Raw genomic sequence first — 21,337 nt, 5'->3', positions numbered from 1 at the left:
CGCCTATCACCTTGCGCAAAGGCTACGGCCTGTCTGGTTTCCGAAAGGTTAACGCATCCATGAACGCGCAGGTCGTCACCCGCTTCGCCCCTTCGCCCACCGGCTATCTGCATATCGGCGGCGGCCGCACGGCGCTGTTCAACTGGCTTTACGCCCGCGGGCGCGGCGGCAAGTTCCTGTTGCGGATCGAGGATACCGACCGCGAACGCTCCACCCCCGAGGCCACGGCTGCCATCCTGCGCGGGCTGGAATGGCTGGGTCTGGACTGGGATGGCGATGTCATCAGCCAGTTCGAGCGCAAGGACCGACACGCCGAAGTGGCCTATGCCATGCTGGATCGCGGGACCGCCTATAAGTGCTTTTCGACCAAGGAAGAAATCGACGCTTTCCGCGCCGAGGCCGAGGCTCGCGGCAGCTATGCGGTGTTTCAAAGCCCCTGGCGCGACGCCGATCCCGCGACCTATCCTGACCGCCCCTTCGCTGTGCGGATGAAAGCGCCTCGCACGGGCGAGACCCTGATCGACGATCAGGTTCAGGGTGAGGTGCGCATCAAGAATGAAACGCTGGATGATATGATCGTGCTGCGCTCGGACGCAACGCCGACCTATATGCTGGCGGTGGTGGTCGATGACCATGATATGGGCGTGACCCATGTGATCCGGGGCGATGACCATCTGGTCAATGCCGCGCGCCAACAGATGATCTATGATGCCATGGGCTGGGCGATCCCGGTCTGGGCGCATATCCCGCTGATCCACGGGCCGGATGGCAAGAAGCTGTCGAAACGCCATGGCGCGCTTGGCGTCGAGGAATATCAGCTGATGGGCTATCCCGCCGCCGGGATGCGCAATTACCTGACCCGGTTGGGCTGGGCGCATGGCGATAACGAGTTCTTCACCAGCGAACAGGCGATGGAATGGTTCGACCTGAAGGGGATCGGCCGGGCCCCCGCGCGCCTCGACTTCAAGAAGCTGGAGAATCTTTGTGGTCAGCATATCGCGGCCGGCGACAATGCTGCGCTGCTGCATGAATTGCAGGCATTTCTGCGGGCGGCCGATCAGCCCGCCTTGACAGAAGCCCAGTCCGCCCTGATGCTGCGCGGAATGGACAGCCTGAAAGAGCGCGCCAAGACATTCCCGGAACTGATTGATAAGGCTAGATATATTACGTCATCGCGCCCGATTGAGCGCGATGAGGCGGCCGAAAAGGCGCTGGATGCGGTATCCCGTAGTATACTGAAATCATTGACGCCGCGCCTGCAAACTGCTAGCTGGACGAAGGATGATCTTGAGGTCATCCTGACCGGGGCTGCCGCTGAACACGGCATCGGATTTGGCAAATTGGCAGCGCCCTTGCGCGCCGCCCTTGCCGGACGCACTGTCAGCCCCAGTGTCTATGACATGATGCTTGTCATCGGTCAGGACGAGACCATTGCGCGGCTGGAGGATGCTGCGGCCTGATCGCCAGTGCCGTTTCCCCGGTCCGAACCATTCGCCGCAGCGCCGTTCCGGCGCTGCATGCCAACGCAGAGGGATGTGGAAATGGCAGAAGCTACCAAGAGCGCAAAGCTGACACTCGGCGACAAGGTCATTGACCTGCCGATCCTGTCGGGCACCATCGGCCCGGACGTTCTGGATATCCGAAAGCTCTACGCTCAGGGCGACGTGTTCACCTACGACCCCGGTTTCACCTCGACCGCCGCCTGTGACAGCGCCATCACCTATATCGATGGCGATGTGGGCGAGCTGCTGCATCGCGGCTATCCGATCGAGCAACTGGCCGACAAATCGCATTACCTTGAGGTCTGCTACCTGCTGCTGAATGGCGAATTGCCCAATGAAGCGCAGATGAAGGATTTTGAAGGCCGCATCACGCGCCACACCATGGTGCATGAACAGATGCACAACTTCTTCCGGGGCTTCCGCCGCGATGCCCACCCGATGGCGACCATGGTCGGCGTCGTGGGCGCGCTGTCAGCCTTCTACCACGACAGCACCGACATCAATGACGAATGGCAGCGCGAAGTCGCCGCCATGCGCCTGATTGCCAAACTGCCGACCATCGCGGCCATGGCCTATAAATATTCGGTCGGCCAGCCCTTCGTCTATCCGAAGAACAGCCTCGATTATGCGGCGAACTTCCTGCACATGTGCTTTGCCGTTCCGGCCGAGGACTATGTGGTGAACCCGATCCTGGCGAAAGCCATGGACCGGATCATGATGCTTCATGCCGATCACGAGCAGAACGCCTCGACATCCACCGTGCGTCTGGCCGGCTCTTCCGGGGCCAACCCGTTTGCCTGTATCGCGGCGGGCATTGCCTGCCTCTGGGGCCCGGCCCATGGCGGTGCCAACCAGGCCTGTCTGGAAATGCTGCGCGAGATCGGCAGCGTCGACCGGATCCCGGAATATATCGCCCGCGCCAAGGACAAGGACGACCCGTTCCGCCTGATGGGCTTCGGACACCGCGTCTACAAGAACTTCGACCCGCGCGCGAAGGTGATGAAGGAATCGGCGGACGAGGTGCTGGGTCTTCTTGGCATCGAGAACAACCCGACCCTGCAGGTCGCCAAGGAACTGGAGCGCATCGCGCTGGAAGACGATTACTTTGTCTCCAAGAAGCTTTACCCGAATGTCGACTTCTATTCGGGCATCATTCTGGATGCGATGGGCTTCCCCACCTCGATGTTCACCCCGATCTTCGCGCTGTCGCGCACCGTGGGCTGGATCAGCCAGTGGAAAGAGATGATCGGCGACCCCACACAAAAGATCGGTCGTCCGCGCCAGCTTTATACCGGCGCCGTGAAGCGCGACTATGTCGATGTGGCGCATCGCTGAACGCGACCAGAACAGATCGGAAGGGGCGGCCTGCGGGCCGCCTTTTTCATTGTGATATGGGGAATGCGGCCCGCCTGCGCCGCGACACCTCTTGCCCGAAACCTGCCTGTCGCAGATCAACCTGCCGCGCCGCGTTTTGAATTGCACCCGCCCGCGCCCGTTGCGAGAAACAGAGCATGAGCGGCACCCGAATCTGGCTGATCGACCTTGCCCGCAGCATCGCCTTGCTGGGGATGGCGCTGTTCCATTTCAGCTATGACCTGCAGATGTTCGGCCTGTTCCGGCCCGATGGCGGGCAAGCCGCGTTCCTGTGGTATCTGGCGCGGATCGTGGCCGGCAGTTTCATCGCGCTGGCCGGTGTTTCCCTTTGGCTGGCGCAGGGGCGCGTTCTCCGCTGGCCGGCCTTCTGGCGCCGCTGGCGGGTGCTGGTGCTGGCGGCAGCCGGGGTCAGCCTTGCCACCTATCTGGCCATGGGCGAGGCATGGGTGTTCTTCGGCATCCTGCACGCAATCGCGCTGTTCAGCCTGCTGGGGCTTCTGGCCCTGCGCCTGCCTGCCCCGCTGATCCTGCTGGCCGGGGTGGGGGTGTTCTGGGGCAGCACGATCCTGCCCGGCCTGCTGGAATGGAACTTGCCCGCCCTGCGGTTCCTGGGTCTGGGCAGCATCCGAACCGCCACGGTGGATTTCGAGCCGGTCTTTCCGTGGTTCGGCCCCTTCCTGCTGGGGCTGGGCATGGCGAAGGCTTTGGATCGTCTCTGGCCCCGGATCGCGCGGATCGAGGGGCCGGACTGGCTGGCATGGCCCGGGCGACATTCCCTCGCGGTCTATCTGATCCATCAGCCGGTGCTGATAGGTGCGATCTGGCTTTGGATCACACTGTTCGGCCCGGCCCTGTAACGCTGCGTCACATCTGCTGCGCCCCCTTCCCTGCCCCCGTGTCGATTTGCCACCAAGGGGTATGACAACACCCTTCATCGCAAAAAGCCCCGCCGACCTTCCGACACGCGAGCAATTGCTGGCAATCTCGGGCCTCGATTTCATGCGCGCCATGCTGGAGGGACGCATCCCTCATCCAACCATTGCCGGGCTGATGGGCTATCATCTGACCTCGGTTGAGGCCGGACGGGTGGCGCTGGAGGGATCTGCGGGGTTTGAGCACACGAACCCGTTCGGCGGGGTCCATGGCGGCTGGTATGGCACGCTGCTGGACACGGTGCTGGGCTGCACGGTGATGACCGGCGTGCCGAAGGGGCGCTGGTATACAACGCTGGAATACAAGGTGAATATCAACCGCGCCCTGCCCATCGGCACAGAGGTGGAGGCGGTGGCCACACTGGATCATGCAGGCCGCAGCACCGCCGTGGCGCATGGCGAGATCCGGGGCAAGGCGGATGGCAGGCTTTATGCCACCGGATCAACCACCTGCATCATTCTGGGCGCAGATTGATCGAGGGTCGATTCGCAGACGGTTGTTCGATGCGGGCAGGCTCACACGAAGCGCGTTCGCAGGGCACGGGTTGACAGAGGGCTGCTGCGCAGGCGGCTGGTCCACAAATCACGGGTTCACCGGGGGCCGGGATCACGGGGACTGGGGCAGAAGGGACGGGCTCAGGGAGGGACAGGTTCACCGGGGGTCGGGTCTACGGGGAATGATGTCACCGGGGATCGTGTCACCGGGGACTGGCTGACAGGATGCCGCTCACGGGGATGGCGTCAATTCATGCCCCGTCTACGGGTGCCCTGAACGGTTGCGAAGGCCCATGGCCTCCGATCGGCGCAGGCATCGCGACTGGCCCAAACCCGGCATTCGGCATCTCTGCGCCGCGCGCGCCAGATCACTCCCTCAGGGGCCGCGCCACAAGACAGCGCAGCACGCCCGCGCGTGGCCTTGGACCGGCGGCGGGTGCCGGCTCTGCCCCGGTATCCTGCACGGCCCGTTCCGATGGCGTGTGGCCAGGCGGCCGCTCAGCCGACGCGGCTTGCGGCATCCCTGCCTCTGGCACCACATGCTCTGGTCTCGCAGGCTCCGACCTCGCGGGCTTGGGCATTGGCGGTTCTGGCATCGCTGAGTCTGGCATTTGGGATTCGCGCATCCCCGCCTCAAACACCACAGGTTCTGGCCGCCCAGATCCCTGAATCACGGGCTCTGGCAGCACGGGTTCTGACATCTCCGGCTCTGGCAGGATCAGTTCCGGCAGGTGCCACCGCCCCGGCTCCATGGCGGCGGCGGTGGGATGGATGAATTCGGAGGCGTCCGCCCCGACGACCCGCGCCCGTCGCAGCAGGAACGCCGCCCCAAAGCCACGCCATGTGCCCAGCATTGGTGCCTTTGGATCGGTCGGGAATCGGTCACGCCAGCCCTCTGGCAGCATGAGCCCACAGGCGGCCATCCGGTCCAGCATCCAGACCAGCGGGATATTGGCCAGAGGCCGTGCCACCACGAAATCGCCGAGCTGGCCGCCGATATCGGCATGGCCACCGCGAAACCAGACTTGCTCCAACCCGCCTGTCCGGCCTGCCGGACTGTGCCAGAACACGGGCGTGAACACCTCGCGCGTCTCATGCAGCGCCAGCGCCTGAAAGCCATGGCGCACGGAGCTGCCAAGCTGATGATTGTGAAAGGCGTGCCGCCCCTCGGTCAGCATCCACAGCAAGGGCAACCGCAGCCCAAGCGCCTTCACAGTATCCCAGACCCCGACCATCTCGATCGGGGCCTGATCGTGGCAATTCTGTCGCCGAAAGGCACGGGCCGCCGCCCCGTCCGGGCTGCGTTCATAATGGCGATAGGCCAGCGTCACATTGCGCTCGGTCGCGGCGTCATGGCGCAGCAGCCCGACACGGTCGATCACCCCGGCAAGGCTGCGCACCGCATAGGCCCCCCGCGAATAGCCCAGAAGGTAAATGCGGTCACCCGGACGGTAATGGCTGGCCAGATGGCCATAGGCGCGGCGGATCTGCCGATTGATGCCGCGCCCCTGCAAGACCGCCACCGTATCGCGCCAGTGATCCCATTGCAGGCCCGGCTCATAATAGAGGCTGCGGCGCGCGGCCCCCGGCACCGCCTCGCGCAGCAACTGAAACGCCCGGCCCGCATTGCTGTCGCGCCCGGGGTTGAGCGAGGCAAGCGTGCCGTCCAGCACGATGACATGATCGACCGGGCCGCGCACCACACCGCGCGGGGCTGCCGGCGGGATCGCCTCGGGCGGGCGGCGCAGCCAGCGCGACAGGCGCGCGAAAGGGTTGAGGCTTTGCCAAAGGCTCATCCGCCCGCCCCGTTCCGCATCCCGCCGCTATGCAAGCCTGCCGCCAAACCGATCTCCCCTTGCCCGGTTTCGATGAGGCCAGTCACCTGCCCAACCGTCACCTGCCCAACCGTCACCTGCCCAACCGTCACCTGCCCAACCGTCACAGGCCCAACCGTCACCTACCCAAACGTCACCTACCCAATCGTCACAGATCCAACCGTCACAGGCCCAACCGTCACAGGCCCAACCGTCACAGGCCCAACCGTCACAGGCCCAACCGTCACAGGCCCAACCGTCACATGAGCCTAGACCGCAAATGGTAAACGCCCGGTGGAGCAAGTCCAGCCGGGCGTTTGGAAACTATGCGTGAGGATTGGCCGAGCAGCCGCCCCGACCATACCCTGCCGGGGTCACACCTTCAGCGACAGCACCGTCGCGATGGTCAGATCACCAAAGCCGTTGAAACGGGTATTCGTCGCGATGGAATAGGCCCCCATGCCATGGATCACCATGTAATCGCCCTCGGCGATATCGGCGGGCAGCATCAGTTCGCCCGGGATGCGATCCACCGAATCGCAGGTCGGGCCAAAGACGATGCGGCTTTCCAGATCGCCATTGCGCTTGTGGCCGGCCTCGTCGACCACCTCGATCCGGTCGATGATGCCGACCAGCGGCAGTTCCGCTAACGCGCCATAGACCCCGTCATTGAGGAAGACATGCGCGCCATCGCGCACCGCCTTGACCTTGGCGGCATGGGTGAAGGCATCGCCGCACAGGCCCCGGCCCGGCTCACAGATCAGGATCGGACGATCGGCACCAAACGCCTCGGTCGCGACGCGGTCGATCAGGGCAAAGGTGTCCTCGATCTGCGGCAGCACGGCCTGCAGACGGTGGTTCGGGAAGCCGCCCCCGACATTCAGCCGCGCGACCGACACACCCGCATTGCGCCCGATCTCGGCCGCCTCACGGATATAGGATTCCCAGGCATGGGGATCGGTGCATTGCGTGCCGGGGTGGAAGGTCAGCGACGGGATGAAGCCGGCTTCGGCCACACGCGCCAGCAGCTGCGCGGCAAGCTCCACCGTGGCACCGAACTTGGCCCCGAAATTATAGGCAGCCCCCGCCACCGGCAGCTTGAAGCGGACCGAGATTTCGCAATCGTCCGCAGGGACCATCTCGATCAGCTTTTCCAGCTCGGAGGCGGAATCGACCGACCAGCTTTTCACGTTCAGCTCCACCGCCTGCGCGATCTCGGCGCGCGAGCGGACGGGGTTGTTGTAATGCAGCGCCGCATCGGGCGCGAGGCGGCGCACCAGCCGGATCTCGCCGGGGCTTGCCACGTCAAAGCCGCGCACACCGGCAGCGGTCAGGTTCTCGATCACCACCTCGGAGGGGTTGGTCTTGACCGCATAGGTCACCATGCCCGGGAACCCGTCGATGAAACGACGCGCGGTCGCCTGCAACTGGGTGGGGGAAAAGAAGATCACCGGGTTTTCAGGCCGCACATTGCGGATGAATTCGGCGGGGTTGGACCAGATCGTTTTGGAGAGTCCCATCGGCGTGCCCTTTCTGCCAACAGAACGCAAGCGGCCATTGCCCGGAACCCTACCGGGAGCCAGCACCTGCGCGGTCATTACAACCAGGCCAGGTGCGTATGAGCCGCCCTTTTCCTGAAAACGTGGAATGCGCATATGGGGCTAAACTTATCCGATGAAAACTACAAAATCTTAGTGTATGGATGACAGAATGACGAAATATTCGGACAAACTGCATGGATGAAATGGATCGGACGATCATCGGCCTGTTGGGGGCGGATGCACGCATGTCGGTGGCGACGCTGGCGCGGCGGATGAAGGTCGCGCGCTCCACCGTTCAGGCCCGGCTGGAGCGGCTGGAGACCACCGGCGTAATCGCAGGTTACACCCTGAAACTGGGCGAGGCGGCGCGTCAGGGGCGGCTGCGCGCCAGCGTGCTGCTGACCATCGAGCCGCGGGCGCAGGCCGCAATCATCACAAGGCTGAAGGCCATCGGCGAGATCGAGAAGGTCTTTACCACCTCGGGGCGCTATGACCTGCTGTTGCAGATCGCCGCCCCCTCGACCCAGGTGCTGGATCAGGTGCTGGACCAGATCGGGGCGCTGACCGGGGTGGTCAGTTCGGAAAGCCTGATCCATCTGTCGACCAAGTTTGACCGGGCTGTGTGAATATCGGACGGGCCGCGAATTTTCGTCGAAAATTCGTGGCCTCCGAAGCCGCCCCCGAATCCATGCCCCCAAATCCCTGCCGTCAGCGCAGCTGGAACAGATCCAGAAACGCCTGCCCCTCGTTGGGGTCGCCTGCAAAGGTCACCATCCCGGCCACACTGACCCTTAGGGGTTGCGGGCCATAGACGGTGGCCGCCATCGCGTTGGTGCCGGCTGAAAACCGCAAGGCAGCGTCTCCCTCACCGCGCCAGACCCGGAAGTGGCCCGGCGCAGTCTCGATCAGAAACCGCTCCTCTCCCAGATCCATCTGCGCCAGATGCACCCCGGCGCGGTCACGGGCGCACATGGCCCGCATCGACAGCATCAGGGCGGTCGGGCTGATGAACAGGCGCGGATTGTGGCCGGGCTGGCGCGCGCCCCATCGGCAAAGCGCCCGCAATACCGGCCAAAGCCCCTCGCCCGCGGGCGTCAGGCGATAGATCTGCACCCGAACCGGATCGGGCAGAACCTCGCGCGCCACCAGCCCTTCGGCCTCCAACTGCGTCAGGCGTTGGGTCAGCACATTGGCGCTGATGCCCGGCAAATTGGCCCGCAGCGCCCCGAAGCGGCGCGGCCCCAGCATCATCTCGCGCACCACCAGTAGCGCCCAGCGATCCCCGATCAGATCGAGCGCATGGGCCGCGATACAGCCCTCGCCATAGCTTCGGCGGATTTCCGTCATTTCATCTAACTTTTAGTTGCTTTTAATAACTATCATCGTCAGCCTGATCCCGACAAGCCATTTTTCAGGAGGAAACCATGGCCTATATCGACGGATTCGTTATTCCGGTCGCGACGACGAACCGGGACGCCTATCAGGCGCATGAAGCCAAATGGTGGCCGCATTTCCGCGATCTTGGTGCGCAATCGATCGTGGTGGGCTGGGGCGATGATGTGCCGCCCGGCAAACAGACCGATTTCCTGCGCGCCGTCGATCTGAAGGCCGATGAAACGGTTGTTCTGTGCTGGATGATCTGGCCCGACAAATCCACCCGCGATGCCGCCTACAAGCAGATGGAGGCCTTGGCCAGCGAAGACCCGACCGGCTTCATGGACATGCCCTTCGATGGCAAACGCATGATTTTTGGCGGCTTCACTCCGATCCTGATGGAAGGGGTCTGACATGTCGATGCTCGGCAGCCCCTGCTGGTATGAAATCGCCACCCCGGATCAGGCCGCAACACAGGCCTTTTATGGCCCCCTGCTGGGCTGGACCTTTCAGGACGCCGGGATGGCGGGGTTCAGCTACGGCCTTGCCATGGCAGGCGGCGATATGGTGGCGGGGCTCATGCAGCCCGATGCCCCCATGCCCTGTTTCTGGATGATCTATTTCGCGGCCGACGATATCGACGCCACCGCGCGCCGTGTCAGCGATCTGGGCGGCAAGGTGTTCCGAGCGCCGGAAGATATCCCCGGCACCGGGCGTTTCGCCATCCTGATCGATCCGCAGGGCGCGCCCTTCGGGCTGTTGCAGCCGCTGGAAGGGCAGAAGGGCAATGCCTTCGATCAGGCCAAGCAGGGCCATGGCAACTGGAACGAGCTGAACAGCACGGATCCGGTCGCGGCGCTGGCCTTCTATCGCGATCTTTTCGGCTGGCAGGCCAGCACCGCCATGCCGATGGGCGAAACGGGCGACTACCAGTTGTTCGCGCATCAGGGCCGCGATATTGGCGCGATGATGCCGCTGCAAAAACCGGGCACGCCCTCGCATTGGCTGCCCTATTTCGGGGTGCCAAGCGCCACGGCGACCATTGCCAAGACCACCGAGTTGGGCGGCACCATCCATTATGGGCCAAGCGAAGTGCCGGGCGGTGCCTTCATCGCCATGGGACAGGATCCGCAAGGCGCGGCTTTCGCGGTGGTCGGCGGCAAGTGATCTTCGGCCTTTGTTGCCGGGCCGGAAACCTGCTGACCGCACGCCTTGCAACATTATGCCAATGCCTGCCAAAACTCTGCCGCTTTTGGCGGATCCGCACGGGGCGAAGGCTTTCCCTTCGCCCCGGCATTGGCTAAACCAGCCGCAGAATTTGCGGGGAAGCCAGATGCCGATGGAAAAGACCTTCAACGCCGCCGAGGCGGAAGCGCGGATCTCCAGACAGTGGATCGATGCCAAGGTCGGCCGCGCCGGGGCCAATGCCAGGCCCGGGGCCGAGGCCTTCTCGATCATGATCCCGCCGCCGAACGTGACCGGCAGCCTGCATATGGGGCACGCCTTCAACAACACGCTGCAGGATATCCTGATCCGCTGGCACCGGATGCAGGGCCATGACACGCTGTGGCAGCCGGGCACCGACCATGCCGGGATCGCCACGCAAATGGTGGTGGAGCGCGAGCTCGCCAAATCGCAGGCCCCCACCCGCCGCGAAATGGGCCGCGAAGCATTTCTGGACAAGGTCTGGGAATGGAAGGAACAGTCCGGCGGCACCATCATCAACCAGTTGAAGCGCCTCGGCGCCTCCTGTGACTGGGACCGCGAAGCCTTCACCATGTCCGGCAATTTCCGCGAGGCGGTGATCAAGGTCTTTGTCGACCTTTACAACAAGGGCCTGATCTATCGCGGCAAGCGGCTGGTGAACTGGGATCCCCATTTCGAGACCGCGATTTCCGACCTTGAGGTCGAGAATATCGAAACGCCCGGCCATATGTGGCATTTCAAATACCGTCTCGCTGGCGGCGAGACCTATGAATATGTCGAAAAGGACGAAGACGGCGCGGTGACCCTCCGCGAAACCCGCGACTATATCTCCATCGCGACCACCCGCCCCGAAACCATGCTGGGCGATGGCGCGGTGGCGGTGCATCCCTCAGACGCGCGCTATGCCGCGATTGTCGGCAAGATGGTTCATCTGCCGCTTTGTGACCGTCTGATCCCGATCATTGCCGATGAATATCCCGATCCGACCTTTGGCTCGGGCGCGGTGAAGATCACCGGCGCGCATGATTTCAACGATTATCAGGTGGCCAAGCGTAACAACCTGCCCTGCTACCGGCTGATGGATACCCGTGGCCAGATGCGGGCCGATGGTGCCCCCTATGCCGAGGCCGTGGCCCGCGCCCGCGAGATCGCGGCGGGGTCGCCCACCAATGAGACCGAGGTCGACAGCCTGAACCTTGTCCCCGAAAAATATCGCGGGCTGGATCGGTTCGAGGCGCGCAAGCAGGTGGTGGCGGACATCAACGCCATCGGCCTGGCCGTGACGGTGCTGGTGAAGGAAACCGACCCGGAAACCGGATCGGAGCATCTGCGGCTGGAGCCGGTGGTTGAGTCGAAGCCGATCATGCAACCCTTCGGCGATCGCTCCAAGGTCGTGATCGAGCCGATGCTGACCGACCAATGGTTCGTCGACACCGCCAGGATCGTCGGCCCCGCCCTGGATGCGGTGCGCGATGGCCGCGTGAAGATCATGCCCGAGTCAGGCGAGAAGACCTATTTCCACTGGCTGGAGAATATCGAACCCTGGTGCATCTCGCGCCAACTGTGGTGGGGCCACCAGATTCCGGTCTGGTATGGGCCAGATGCGGCGACCATCGCTGATCCCGACGCGGTCGGCGCTGACAGTGTGCCGTTCTGTGCGGCCTCCTTTGAAGACCTTACCGAGATGGTGAAGGCCTATTATCAGCCCTATTGCAAACACGGCGAAACGATTGCGGTTGAGTTGCAGGATCCCGAAATCGGGCAGGTCACGGGCACAACGCATGTCGTGGAGGGTGGAAATCGCCGCATTGTCGTCGAGCTCTACCGCGACCCCGACGTGCTGGACACCTGGTTCTCTTCGGGTCTCTGGCCCATCGGCACGCTGGGCTGGCCAGAGCAGACGCCGGAGCTGCAACGCTACTTCCCGACCTCGGTCCTCGTCACCGGCCAGGACATCCTGTTCTTCTGGGTCGCCCGCATGATGATGATGCAGCTCGCCGTGGTGGAGGATATCCCCTTCCACACCGTCTATCTGCATGGCCTTGTGCGTGACGCCAAGGGCAAGAAGATGTCGAAATCCCTGGGCAATGTCATCGACCCGCTGGAGATCATCGACGAATACGGCACCGATGCGCTGCGGTTTTCCAATGCCGCGATGGCAAGCCTTGGCGGCGTGCTGAAACTTGATACCCAGCGGATCGCGGGCTATCGCAACTTCGGCACCAAGCTGTGGAATGCCTGCCGCTTTGCCGAGATGAACGGCGTCTGGGAAGGCCACAGCACGCAAAATGCGGCACCCGCTGCCACTGCCACGGCCAATAAATGGATCATCGGCGAAACCGCGAAAGCCCGGGCCGAGGTCGATGCGGCGCTTGCTGATTTCCGCTTTGATTATGCCGCGCAGGCGCTTTACGGCTTTGTCTGGGGCAAGGTCTGCGACTGGTATGTCGAATTCGCCAAGCCGCTGTTTGACGGCGATCAGGCCGCCGAGACCCGCGCGACCATGGCCTGGGTGCTGGATCAGTGCATGATCCTGCTGCATCCCTTCACGCCCTTCATCACCGAAGAGCTGTGGGCGACCACCAGCCAACGCGACAAACCCCTGGTCCATGCCGATTGGCCGACCTATGGCGCGGAGCTGATCGACAGCGCGGCGGATCGCGAAATGACCTGGGTCACCGGGTTGATCGACGATATCCGTTCGGCCCGCACGCAGATGCATGTGCCGGTCGGCCTCAAGCTCGATATGCTGGCACTGTCGATGGATGATGCCGCCCGCGCCGCATGGGCCCGCAACGAGGTGCTGATCAAGCGTCTGGCGCGGATTGAATCGCTGTCGGATGCCGCCACCGCCCCCAAGGGCGCCTTATCGATTGCGGCTGAAGGCGCAAGTTTCGCGATCCCGCTCGATGGCATCATCGATATCGCCGCCGAAAAGGCCCGCCTCTCCAAATCATTGGAAAAGCTGGAGAAAGAGATTGGCGGCCTGAAGTCGCGGCTCGACAATCCCAAGTTCATCGCCTCCGCCAAGGAAGAGGTGGTCGATGAGGCCCGCGGCAATCTGGAAGCCCGCGAAGGCGAAGCCGCGCAACTGCGCGCTGCCCTCACCCGTCTGGCCGAAATGGCCTGACCCGCCCCGCGCCAAGCCCATAACCAGCCCGGCCCCGTTCCATGACGGGGCCGGCACATCTTGGTCATTGACCGTCACGCTTGCTTTACCTCTCTGCGCAAGACTGACGGAGTTTACGCCCGTGTTACGATTGAAAAGGATGTTCCATGCCGTTGAAGACCATGATGATCGGGCACAGTCTGGTCGGCACCACCATGCCACAGATGCTGAACCGCCTGCTGGCCCCCACGGGCCGGGCGGCGGATACGCAGGTGATCAACGGCTCGCCCCTGGGCTTCAACTGGGACAATGGTGCGACCGCGCAGGGCGTCAACGCCCGCGCGCTGTTGCCGACCGGGCGCTATGACACGCTGATCCTGACCGAAGGCGTGCCCCTCGACATGGCGCTACAATGGAATGATACCTATCGCCATGCCCGCAACTATGCCGATCTGATCTGGAACGCGACCAGCGGGGCCAGGGTGATGATCTATGAGACATGGCGCTATTGGGGGCCGGATATCTACAATGGCAGCCTACCACGCCTGACGCCCACGCAATGGCGTCAGACCATCGACACGGATCGCCGCAGTTGGCAAAGCATCGCCGACAGCCTGAATGATGTGCGCCCCGCCCATGCCGCCGAGGTGGTTCTGGTGCCGGGCGGCCAAGCCATGGGGCGGCTTTACGACACGATCAGTGCCGGGCATGGCGCGGGCTTTGCTTCGATCAAGGATGTCTTCATTGACAATATCCACCTGAACGATACCGGCAACTGGCTGATTTCGCTGGTGCAATTCAGCGCGATCACCGGGCGCTCGGCCGTGGGTCAGGCGCTGCGGGTCAGCGATCAATGGGGCCAGACCTATGGTGGCTGGTCTGACGCGCAATCCATCCTGCTGCAACATGTGGCATGGGAGGCGGTGGCGCTGACCCCGGGCATGGGGCTGGCTGCTGGTCAGGTGCGCCCGACCCTGCGCATGGGCGGCAATGGCCATGACACCCTGACGACGGGCAGCGGCGATGACCGGCTTTACGGCGGCAGCGGCAATGACCGACTGAATGGCGGCGCGGGACAGGATCTGATGTCGGGTGGCAATGGCCGCGATCGTCTGGATGGCGGCAACGGTCATGACTGGATCTATGGCGATGGCGGCAATGACACGCTGAATGGCGGCAATGGCGGCGACAGGCTGATGGGGGGCTCCGGCAATGACAGCCTGAGCGGTGGCAATGGCAACGACATCCTGTCGGGCGATGCCGGGCGCGATTATCTGGCCGGCAATTCCGGCGCCGACAGGCTTTATGGCCATGCCAATCCCGATACTTTGGCAGGCGGCGCGGGCAATGACACGCTGGTGGGCGGCGCGGGCGGCGACCGCTTCATCTTTCAGCGCGGCGGCGGTGCGGATCGCATCACCGATTTCAGCGTCGCTCAGGGCGACAAGCTGGCGCTGGCCCGCAATCTCTGGTCCGACAGCAAGACCCCGGCCAGCGTGATCTCTGCCGAGGCGCGGGTGACCGACGCGGGCGTGGTGATCGGCTTTGACGATGGCGGAAGCGTGCTGTTGCAAGGCCTGCGCAGCACCGCAGGGCTTGCCGCCACCATCGAGCTGATATGAACGCCTGCGGCTTGCGGGATCTTCCACAGGCCCGTATCCACCGGCTTGCGGAATGCAGGGTTTCCGGCTGATATGCGGGGCATGAGCAACACGCCCCGCTACACCCCGCTTGCCGCCTCCCTGCCCGCTTCGGTGCCCTTTGTCGGGCCTGAGACCGCCGAACGCATGGCGGGCCAGCCCTTCAAGGCCCGCCTCGGTGCCAATGAAAGCCTGTTCGGCCCCTCCCCGCGCGCGATTGCCGCGATGCAGGAGGCCGCGGGTTCGGTCTGGATGTATGGCGACCCGGAAAATCATGATCTGCGACAGGCCCTTGCTGCCCATCATGGCGTGACGCCCGATCATATCGTGGTGGGTGAAGGCATTGACGGGTTGCTGGGCTATCTGGTGCGACTGGTGGTGGAGCCGGGCGATGCGGTGCTGACCTCGGATGGGGCCTACCCCACTTTCAACTTCCATGTCGCGGGCTTTGGCGGCGTGCTGCACAAGGTGCCTTACGCGGGCAATCATGAGGACCCCGAGGCGTTGCTGGCCCGCGCCGCCACCCTGCGGCCCAAGCTGGTCTATATCGCCAATCCCGACAACCCGATGGGCAGCCATCATCCCGGCGCGGTGATCGCCGATATGGTCGCGCGCCTACCCGAAGGCAGCCTATTGGTGCTGGACGAGGCCTATATCGACCTTGCCCCCGAAGGCACCGAGGCGCGGATTGACGCGGATGACCCGCGCGTGATCCGCTTCCGCACCTTCTCCAAGGGCTATGGCATGGCCGGGCTGCGGGTGGGCTATGCGATTGCCGCACCCGGACTGATTTCCGCCTTCAACAAGGTGCGCAACCATTTCGGCATGGGCCGTATCGCGCAGGCGGGCGCGCTGGCCGCGCTGGCCGATCAGGATTGGCTGCGCGAGGTGAAGGCCCGCGTCAGCGCCGCACGGGACGAGATCGCCCGGATCGCCACAGAAAACGGGCTGTCACCGCTGCCCTCGGCCACCAATTTCGTGACCATCGATTGCGGCCAGGACGGGGCCTTTGCCCGCAAGGTGCTGACGGCCCTTGTGGCGCGCGGCATCTTCATCCGGATGCCGTTTGTGGCACCGCATGATCGCTGCATCCGGGTCAGCTGCGGCGATGCCACAGCCCTTGCCGCCTTTGCCGAGGCGCTGCCGCTGGCCCTGATCGACGCGCGCAAGGCAGGCTGAAGGGGTCAGCCGCGCTCTTCGGTCGCAGCCGCACCAAGCGCCGCGGCACCAAGGGTTGGCGCGCGCCCCTCTTCGGCCAGCGCGCTGCCCAGCTTGCGGGCCGTGGCGGGCTGTTCCTCGGCCACACGGATTGGGGCTATGCCGGCAACCGCAGGGGCCACAGATTCGCTGACCTGCGGGGCGGGCAAGGCCGCCTGCGCCACAACGGGGCGGCGGAAGACCAACATGGTCTGATAGGTCGTGGTCTTGCTGGTCAGGCCAGAGCGTTCTTCGCAGGGCAGCGTATCGGCCCGCAGATATTCCCAGCCCTCGCGCGCCAGATCATTCATCACCGCCGACAGCGTGAAGGCGAAACGATCCGCCGTGGTCTTCAATCCACGCGCCTTCTCGCCCTTGCGGGGGGCAGGAACCACTTTGAATTCAAATTGTTGCATCACGCTCTCCGCGCCCGGCCAACGCAGCCGGTGCCAGTTCTGTAACGCCCCGAATGGCCGGGGTCCGCTGCCTTGATAGAAAGCCCCGGGGCCTCGCGCAACTGCCGATCCGGGGCAGGACCCGCCTGCGGCGGTTCCCTGCTTGCGGAAATCCACAACTATCCGTGAGGCGCAGCCGCGCGGTAGCGATGCCCATCCCGCGACAGGCGGGCCAGAGGCATCCAGGGAGGATACCCCATGATCGTGACCCCGTCACAGGCCCCGCAGGGCCGCACACCGCTATACGCGCAACTTTATGTCCAGGTATTGATCGCCATCACGCTGGGCATTCTGCTGGGCCATTTCTGGCCCGATCTCGGTGCCAGCCTGAAACCGCTTGGCGACGCTTTCGTGAAACTGGTGAAGATGATCATCGCCCCGGTGATCTTCCTGACCGTCTCGACAGGCATCGCCGGGATGAGCGACATGAAGAAAGTAGGCCGTGTCGCGGGCAAGGCCATGATCTATTTCCTGACCTTCTCGACCCTTGCGCTGGTCGTGGGGCTGATCGTCGCCAATCTGGTGCAGCCGGGCGCGGGCATGAACATTGACCCGGCCACGCTGGATGCGGCAGCGGTCGCCAAATATGCCGATCAGGCGCATGACAGCACCATCGTGGGCTTCCTGATGGAAATCATTCCGACGACCCTCGTGGGTGCCTTTGCCGAAGGCAATATCCTGCAAGTGCTGTTCATCTCGGTGATGTTCGGCCTGTCGCTGGCGCTGGTCGGCGATCTTGGCAAGCCGGTCTACAATTTCATGCAGACCCTGACCTTCCCGATCTTCAAGCTGGTGGCGATGCTGATGAAATTCGCCCCCATCGGTGCCTTTGGCGCGATGGCCTTCACCATCGGCAAATACGGCATAGCCTCGGTGGTGAACCTCGCCTTCCTCGTCGCCTGCTTCTATCTGACCGCCTTCCTCTTCGTGACCATCGTGCTGGGTGCGGTCGCCAAATATAACGGCTTCTCGATCTTCAAGCTGATCCGCTATCTGAAAGAAGAGCTGCTGCTGGTTCTGGGCACCTCTTCTTCGGAAGCGGCCCTGCCCTCGCTGATCGAGAAAATGGAACGCGCCGGGGCCTCGCGCTCGGTCGTGGGGCTGGTGGTGCCGACGGGCTACAGCTTTAACCTTGACGGCACCAATATCTACATGACCATGGCCGCGCTGTTCATCGCGCAGGCCACCAATACCGACCTGACGCTGGGCCAGGAAATCCTGTTGCTGGCGGTTGCCATGCTATCCTCCAAAGGGGCCGCAGGCATTACCGGCGCGGGCTTCATCACACTGGCCGCCACCCTTTCTGTCGTGCCGACCGTGCCGGTGGCCGGGATGGCACTTATCCTTGGCGTCGACCGCTTCATGTCGGAAGTCCGGGCGCTGACCAACTTCATCGGCAATGCAGTGGCGACCCTTGTCGTTGCCCGCTGGGAAGGTGAGCTGGACCGGGACGCGCTGAACGCGGCCCTGGAGGGCAATCCCCGCCCGGCAGCCGAGCCGCAGGCGCTCGACCTGCCGCCGGCCTTTGCCGACAATGTGGTCGCAGCGGACTGATCCGCGCCACAGCCAAAAGGAAAGGGGCACCCGCGGGTGCCCCTTTTGCGTGTCCTTGCTGACGAATCAGCGGGGGCCTACAGCCCCAGCTTTTGCGCCACCATCGCATTCACCACCGCCGGATCGGCCTTGCCGCCCGTGGCCTTCAGCACCTGGCCGGTGAACCAGCCCGCAAGTTTCGCATTGACCTTGGCCTTTTCGACCTGCGCCGGATTGGCCGCAATCAGATCATCCAGCGCCTTCTCGATGGCGCCAGTATCGGTCACCGCCTTCATGCCGCGCGAAGCCGCAATCTCGGCCGGATCGCCGCCTTCGGTCCAGAGGATCTCGAACAGGTCTTTCGCCATTTTCGAGGTGATCTCGCCCTTGCCCAAGAGGTCCAGCATCCCGCCCAATTGCGCGGCCGAAACCGGGCTCTCGGCAATGGCCTTGCCCTCTTTGTTCAGGCGACCAAACAGCTCGTTGATGACCCAGTTCGCCGCCGATTTGCCGTCACGGCCCTGCGCCACGGCCTCGAAGAATGCCGCACTGTCCAGCTCGGCGGTCAGCACATTGGCGTCGTAATCGGTCAGGCCAAAATCGGCCATGAAGCGCGCCTTCTTGGCGTCGGGCAGTTCCGGCATACGGGCCGCGATATCATCGACCCAGGCCTGGTCGATTTCCAGCGGCAGCAGATCCGGGCAAGGGAAATAGCGGTAGTCATGCGCCTCTTCCTTGGAGCGCATCGAACGGGTCTCGCCCTTGTCCGGGTCATAAAGCCGGGTCTCCTGCACGACCGAGCCGCCATCTTCCAGAATGGCGATCTGGCGCCGCGCCTCATAGTCGATTGCCGCCTGAATGAAGCGGAGCGAGTTCATGTTCTTGATCTCGCAACGCGTGCCCAGATGCGAAAAATCCTGCGTTTCCTGATACTTCTCGTATTGGCCGGGGCGGCAGACCGACACGTTCACATCGGCGCGCAGATTGCCGTTCTGCATATTGCCGTCGCAGGTTCCCAGATAGCGCAGGATCTGGCGCAGCTTGGAGACATAGGCAGCGGCCTCTTCCGGGCCACGGATATCGGGGCGCGAGACGATCTCCATCAGGGCTACGCCCGTGCGGTTGAAATCGACGAAAGACATGTTCGGGTCCATGTCATGGATCGACTTGCCCGCGTCCTGTTCCAGATGGATCCGCTCGATCCGCACCAGCCGCGCGATGCCCGGAGCCAGTTCCACCAGAACCTCGCCCTCGCCCACGATGGGGTGATAAAGCTGGCTGATCTGATAGCCCTGCGGCAGATCGGGATAGAAGTAATTCTTGCGGTCAAAGGCCGAGCGCAGATTGATCACGGCCTTCAGGCCAAGGCCCGAACGCACGGCCTGTTCCACGCAATATTCATTGATGACCGGCAGCATCCCCGGCATCGCGCAATCGACGAAGCTGACATTGCTGTTGGGCTCCGCGCCGACCTGGGTCGATGCGCCCGAAAACAGCTTGGCATTGGAGGAAACCTGCGCGTGGATCTCCATCCCGATCACCAGTTCCCAGTCGTGTTTCGCGCCCGCGATCACCTTCGGTTTCGGCGTTTCATAGGTCAGATCAAGCATCGGATACCCCTCGAAGTCTTGCCCCTTCATAGGCACCGGGCCTGCGCCGGGCAAGGCAGGGCGGGCGGATTTTCGCGCATAAGACCACGCAAAACTTGCCAGACCGCCCCAAGGAGGCGCAAAACCCCGTCCGGCGCGCAAATCGGGCGTGTCGCCACGACGGATGCAGGGATGCAGGGCAAGAGCGGGTGGGTCCGGGCACGGACGGGAATGATGATCGCAGCCGCGATGCTGGTGCTGGGGGCTTGTGTGCCTGCCGCATCCAAGCTGGCCACCGATGTGACGACCCCGCCCCCCATGCGTTGGGACAGCCACCCGCAGGCGACCGAATGGACCGCCAATACCTTGATGGCCGTGGCGCAGGAAGATGATGCCCTGGCCACCCGGGTTCCGGCGGATATCAAGACCTGGTGCCCGGGCTACGAGACCGCCACGCTGATGGAGCGCCGCGCCTTCTGGGCCGGGCTGATCTCGGCGGTGGGCAAATATGAAAGCAGCTATAATCCGAAAGCGGCGGGCGGCGGCGGGCGCTATATCGGCCTGATGCAGATCTCGCCCCGTTCGGCTGCGAATTACGGCTGCGACGCGACCTCTTCCGCCGCACTGAAGGATGGCTCTGCCAATCTGGCCTGCGCGGTGGAGATGGTGGCCCACCATGTGGAGCGTGACGGCGTGGCCGTGGGGGGCGGCAATCAGGGCATCGGCCGTGACTGGATGCCCTTCCGCAAATCCGACAAACGCGCCGAGATGCGCGCATGGGTCAGCCAGCAAAGCTATTGCCAATAAGGCAGGTATGGTGGAGCGATCGCGGCAGGGCCAAGGCCCAAGCACGCCGCGCCACCCAGGCAGGTTTTCGTCTGCCCCAACCCCGGCATTCCTTGCCAATTGCGATATTCCAGCCGTTTAGCGCGAGGATGAACCGCAGTCATACATGTCACCACGAGAATACAAGGGGCCGCCGCAGGCACGCGGAATGCGCCACGGCGCCTTTGTGCGCCGTGGCTTCGTGTTGCGTCCTCGTGGTCAGCGCAGCCGGAAGGCGCGGCTCAGTTCCTCCAGCGCCTCTTTCTGCTGCAAGGACAACTCGCCCCCCTGTGCCGCGACATCGCGCAGCACCGCCATGCAGGGATCGAAGACCTGCGCCCCGCCCAGCTTTGACAGCCGTTTCGCCAGCCGCGTGAAGCCCGGCTGCGCCCCGCCGCATTCGCTGACCAGCCAGCGGCCCAGAAGCTGTGCCTCCTGCGCCTTGGCGAAATCGTGGTTCAGGTGATGTTGCAGGCTGACCAGCAACGCCTCGTGCTGTTCGCGCGACGGCAACCCGCCCAGTTCCATGAAGGCCATGCCAAGGCCGGCAATTGCCACATCGGGTTCCTGCAGACTGTCCACCGGATGCTCGTCATGGCGCCTGCGAAAGCCGAAGCGCCGTGCGGCGGCCATCACGTCGCCAGCCATATCGGCCAGATCGCGCGCGGCATGGGCAGCATTGCGCGCCCGCAACATCCAGAACACCACCCCGCCCGCAACTGCCAGAAGCGCCAGAAAAAATGGCATCACA

General features: G+C 63.7%; 17 protein-coding genes and 1 pseudogene. 12 read left to right on the top strand and 6 right to left on the bottom strand.

The annotated features are described in order from the left end of the window. Nucleotides 1-59: 59 nt before the first annotated feature. The 4 genes from gltX to GBJ34_RS18860 all read left to right on the top strand — a co-directional run bounded on the left by gltX (nucleotide 60) and on the right by GBJ34_RS18860 (nucleotide 4,283). On the top strand, nucleotides 60-1,460 hold the full coding sequence (gltX, locus tag GBJ34_RS18875) for a glutamate--tRNA ligase (RefSeq protein ID WP_151720743.1): 1,401 nt from the start codon (nucleotides 60-62) through the stop codon (nucleotides 1,458-1,460). 81 nt (nucleotides 1,461-1,541) lie between these two features. After that, on the top strand, nucleotides 1,542-2,837 hold the full coding sequence (gene gltA / locus GBJ34_RS18870) for a citrate synthase (protein WP_151720742.1): 1,296 nt from the start codon (nucleotides 1,542-1,544) through the stop codon (nucleotides 2,835-2,837). A gap of 176 nt (nucleotides 2,838-3,013) precedes the next feature. After that, nucleotides 3,014-3,733, top strand: a complete 720-nt coding sequence (locus GBJ34_RS18865; protein ID WP_151720741.1) for a heparan-alpha-glucosaminide N-acetyltransferase — start codon at nucleotides 3,014-3,016, stop codon at nucleotides 3,731-3,733. A gap of 61 nt (nucleotides 3,734-3,794) precedes the next feature. Next, entirely contained in the window at nucleotides 3,795-4,283 is a 489-nt protein-coding gene (locus tag GBJ34_RS18860; protein WP_151720740.1) for a PaaI family thioesterase, read from the top strand. Between the two features lie 712 nt (nucleotides 4,284-4,995). Here the strand turns inward: GBJ34_RS18860 and GBJ34_RS18855 are convergent. Then, nucleotides 4,996-6,099, bottom strand: a pseudogene (locus GBJ34_RS18855) (DUF2235 domain-containing protein); the annotation flags it as partial. Nucleotides 6,100-6,491: 392 nt separating this feature from the next. Continuing rightward, nucleotides 6,492-7,637, bottom strand: a complete 1,146-nt coding sequence (locus GBJ34_RS18845; protein WP_151720738.1) for a type III PLP-dependent enzyme — start codon at nucleotides 7,635-7,637, stop codon at nucleotides 6,492-6,494. A 215-nt stretch (nucleotides 7,638-7,852) separates the two neighbouring features. On the opposite strand from GBJ34_RS18845, the gene GBJ34_RS18840 reads away from it, so the two are divergent. Then, nucleotides 7,853-8,284, top strand: a complete 432-nt coding sequence (locus tag GBJ34_RS18840; RefSeq protein ID WP_151720737.1) for an Lrp/AsnC family transcriptional regulator — start codon at nucleotides 7,853-7,855, stop codon at nucleotides 8,282-8,284. 82 nt (nucleotides 8,285-8,366) lie between these two features. Here GBJ34_RS18840 and GBJ34_RS18835 read toward each other — a convergent pair whose 3' ends face one another. After that, nucleotides 8,367-9,005, bottom strand: a complete 639-nt coding sequence (locus tag GBJ34_RS18835; protein WP_151720736.1) for a winged helix-turn-helix transcriptional regulator — start codon at nucleotides 9,003-9,005, stop codon at nucleotides 8,367-8,369. 77 nt (nucleotides 9,006-9,082) lie between these two features. Here GBJ34_RS18835 and GBJ34_RS18830 point away from each other — a divergent pair, with 77 nt between their 5' ends. From GBJ34_RS18830 to GBJ34_RS18810, 5 genes are all read left to right on the top strand, one after another. Next, nucleotides 9,083-9,445 (top strand): DUF1428 domain-containing protein, encoded by a 363-nt coding sequence (locus GBJ34_RS18830; protein WP_151720735.1) that lies wholly within the window; start codon nucleotides 9,083-9,085, stop codon nucleotides 9,443-9,445. Nucleotide 9,446: 1 nt separating this feature from the next. After that, nucleotides 9,447-10,199 carry a VOC family protein gene (locus GBJ34_RS18825; protein WP_151720734.1) on the top strand — a complete coding sequence of 251 codons (753 nt, stop codon included), beginning with the start codon at nucleotides 9,447-9,449 and terminating at the stop codon, nucleotides 10,197-10,199. 166 nt (nucleotides 10,200-10,365) lie between these two features. Beyond that, a complete protein-coding gene (locus GBJ34_RS18820; RefSeq protein ID WP_151720733.1) occupies nucleotides 10,366-13,368 on the top strand; it encodes a valine--tRNA ligase in 3,003 nt (1,000 codons plus the stop codon). A gap of 146 nt (nucleotides 13,369-13,514) precedes the next feature. Next, nucleotides 13,515-14,969, top strand: coding sequence for a calcium-binding protein (locus GBJ34_RS20955; RefSeq protein ID WP_226341275.1), 1,455 nt, complete (start codon nucleotides 13,515-13,517; stop codon nucleotides 14,967-14,969). 81 nt (nucleotides 14,970-15,050) lie between these two features. After that, nucleotides 15,051-16,166 carry a pyridoxal phosphate-dependent aminotransferase gene (locus GBJ34_RS18810; RefSeq protein ID WP_151720732.1) on the top strand — a complete coding sequence of 372 codons (1,116 nt, stop codon included), beginning with the start codon at nucleotides 15,051-15,053 and terminating at the stop codon, nucleotides 16,164-16,166. A 5-nt stretch (nucleotides 16,167-16,171) separates the two neighbouring features. Here the strand turns inward: GBJ34_RS18810 and GBJ34_RS18805 are convergent, their stop codons facing one another. After that, nucleotides 16,172-16,600 carry a DUF4177 domain-containing protein gene (locus GBJ34_RS18805; RefSeq protein WP_151720731.1) on the bottom strand — a complete coding sequence of 143 codons (429 nt, stop codon included), beginning with the start codon at nucleotides 16,598-16,600 and terminating at the stop codon, nucleotides 16,172-16,174. 237 nt (nucleotides 16,601-16,837) lie between these two features. On the opposite strand from GBJ34_RS18805, the gene GBJ34_RS18800 reads away from it, so the two are divergent. Continuing rightward, on the top strand, nucleotides 16,838-18,193 hold the full coding sequence (locus GBJ34_RS18800) for a dicarboxylate/amino acid:cation symporter (protein ID WP_151720730.1): 1,356 nt from the start codon (nucleotides 16,838-16,840) through the stop codon (nucleotides 18,191-18,193). Between the two features lie 77 nt (nucleotides 18,194-18,270). On the opposite strand, the gene gatB is transcribed toward GBJ34_RS18800, so the two are convergent. Next, nucleotides 18,271-19,782, bottom strand: coding sequence for an Asp-tRNA(Asn)/Glu-tRNA(Gln) amidotransferase subunit GatB (gatB, locus tag GBJ34_RS18795; protein ID WP_151720729.1), 1,512 nt, complete (start codon nucleotides 19,780-19,782; stop codon nucleotides 18,271-18,273). Between the two features lie 210 nt (nucleotides 19,783-19,992). Here gatB and GBJ34_RS18790 point away from each other — a divergent pair, with 210 nt between their 5' ends. Next, the gene (locus GBJ34_RS18790; protein ID WP_151720728.1) at nucleotides 19,993-20,568 is read left to right on the top strand and encodes a transglycosylase SLT domain-containing protein; all 576 of its coding nucleotides are present in this window, start codon (nucleotides 19,993-19,995) and stop codon (nucleotides 20,566-20,568) included. A gap of 237 nt (nucleotides 20,569-20,805) precedes the next feature. Here the strand turns inward: GBJ34_RS18790 and GBJ34_RS18785 are convergent, their stop codons facing one another. Next, on the bottom strand, nucleotides 20,806-21,333 hold the full coding sequence (locus GBJ34_RS18785; protein ID WP_151720727.1) for a hypothetical protein: 528 nt from the start codon (nucleotides 21,331-21,333) through the stop codon (nucleotides 20,806-20,808). Between the last annotated feature and the right edge of the window lie 4 nt (nucleotides 21,334-21,337).

Source organism: Gemmobacter serpentinus (assembly GCF_008973825.1).
Lineage (GTDB): Bacteria > Pseudomonadota > Alphaproteobacteria > Rhodobacterales > Rhodobacteraceae > Gemmobacter > Gemmobacter serpentinus.
This window is presented reverse-complemented; position numbering and strand designations above follow the sequence as displayed.

Coding starts and splice junctions, on each gene's coding strand:
- gltX (WP_151720743.1), top strand. CDS start 60: ATGAACGCGCAGGTCGTCACCCGCTTCGCCCCTTCGCCCACCGGCTAT.
- gltA (WP_151720742.1), top strand. CDS start 1,542: ATGGCAGAAGCTACCAAGAGCGCAAAGCTGACACTCGGCGACAAGGTC.
- GBJ34_RS18865 (WP_151720741.1), top strand. CDS start 3,014: ATGAGCGGCACCCGAATCTGGCTGATCGACCTTGCCCGCAGCATCGCC.
- GBJ34_RS18860 (WP_151720740.1), top strand. CDS start 3,795: ATGACAACACCCTTCATCGCAAAAAGCCCCGCCGACCTTCCGACACGC.
- GBJ34_RS18845 (WP_151720738.1), bottom strand. CDS start 7,637: ATGGGACTCTCCAAAACGATCTGGTCCAACCCCGCCGAATTCATCCGC.
- GBJ34_RS18840 (WP_151720737.1), top strand. CDS start 7,853: ATGGATGAAATGGATCGGACGATCATCGGCCTGTTGGGGGCGGATGCA.
- GBJ34_RS18835 (WP_151720736.1), bottom strand. CDS start 9,005: ATGACGGAAATCCGCCGAAGCTATGGCGAGGGCTGTATCGCGGCCCAT.
- GBJ34_RS18830 (WP_151720735.1), top strand. CDS start 9,083: ATGGCCTATATCGACGGATTCGTTATTCCGGTCGCGACGACGAACCGG.
- GBJ34_RS18825 (WP_151720734.1), top strand. CDS start 9,447: ATGTCGATGCTCGGCAGCCCCTGCTGGTATGAAATCGCCACCCCGGAT.
- GBJ34_RS18820 (WP_151720733.1), top strand. CDS start 10,366: ATGCCGATGGAAAAGACCTTCAACGCCGCCGAGGCGGAAGCGCGGATC.
- GBJ34_RS20955 (WP_226341275.1), top strand. CDS start 13,515: ATGCCGTTGAAGACCATGATGATCGGGCACAGTCTGGTCGGCACCACC.
- GBJ34_RS18810 (WP_151720732.1), top strand. CDS start 15,051: ATGAGCAACACGCCCCGCTACACCCCGCTTGCCGCCTCCCTGCCCGCT.
- GBJ34_RS18805 (WP_151720731.1), bottom strand. CDS start 16,600: ATGCAACAATTTGAATTCAAAGTGGTTCCTGCCCCCCGCAAGGGCGAG.
- GBJ34_RS18800 (WP_151720730.1), top strand. CDS start 16,838: ATGATCGTGACCCCGTCACAGGCCCCGCAGGGCCGCACACCGCTATAC.
- gatB (WP_151720729.1), bottom strand. CDS start 19,782: ATGCTTGATCTGACCTATGAAACGCCGAAACCGAAGGTGATCGCGGGC.
- GBJ34_RS18790 (WP_151720728.1), top strand. CDS start 19,993: ATGATGATCGCAGCCGCGATGCTGGTGCTGGGGGCTTGTGTGCCTGCC.
- GBJ34_RS18785 (WP_151720727.1), bottom strand. CDS start 21,333: ATGCCATTTTTTCTGGCGCTTCTGGCAGTTGCGGGCGGGGTGGTGTTC.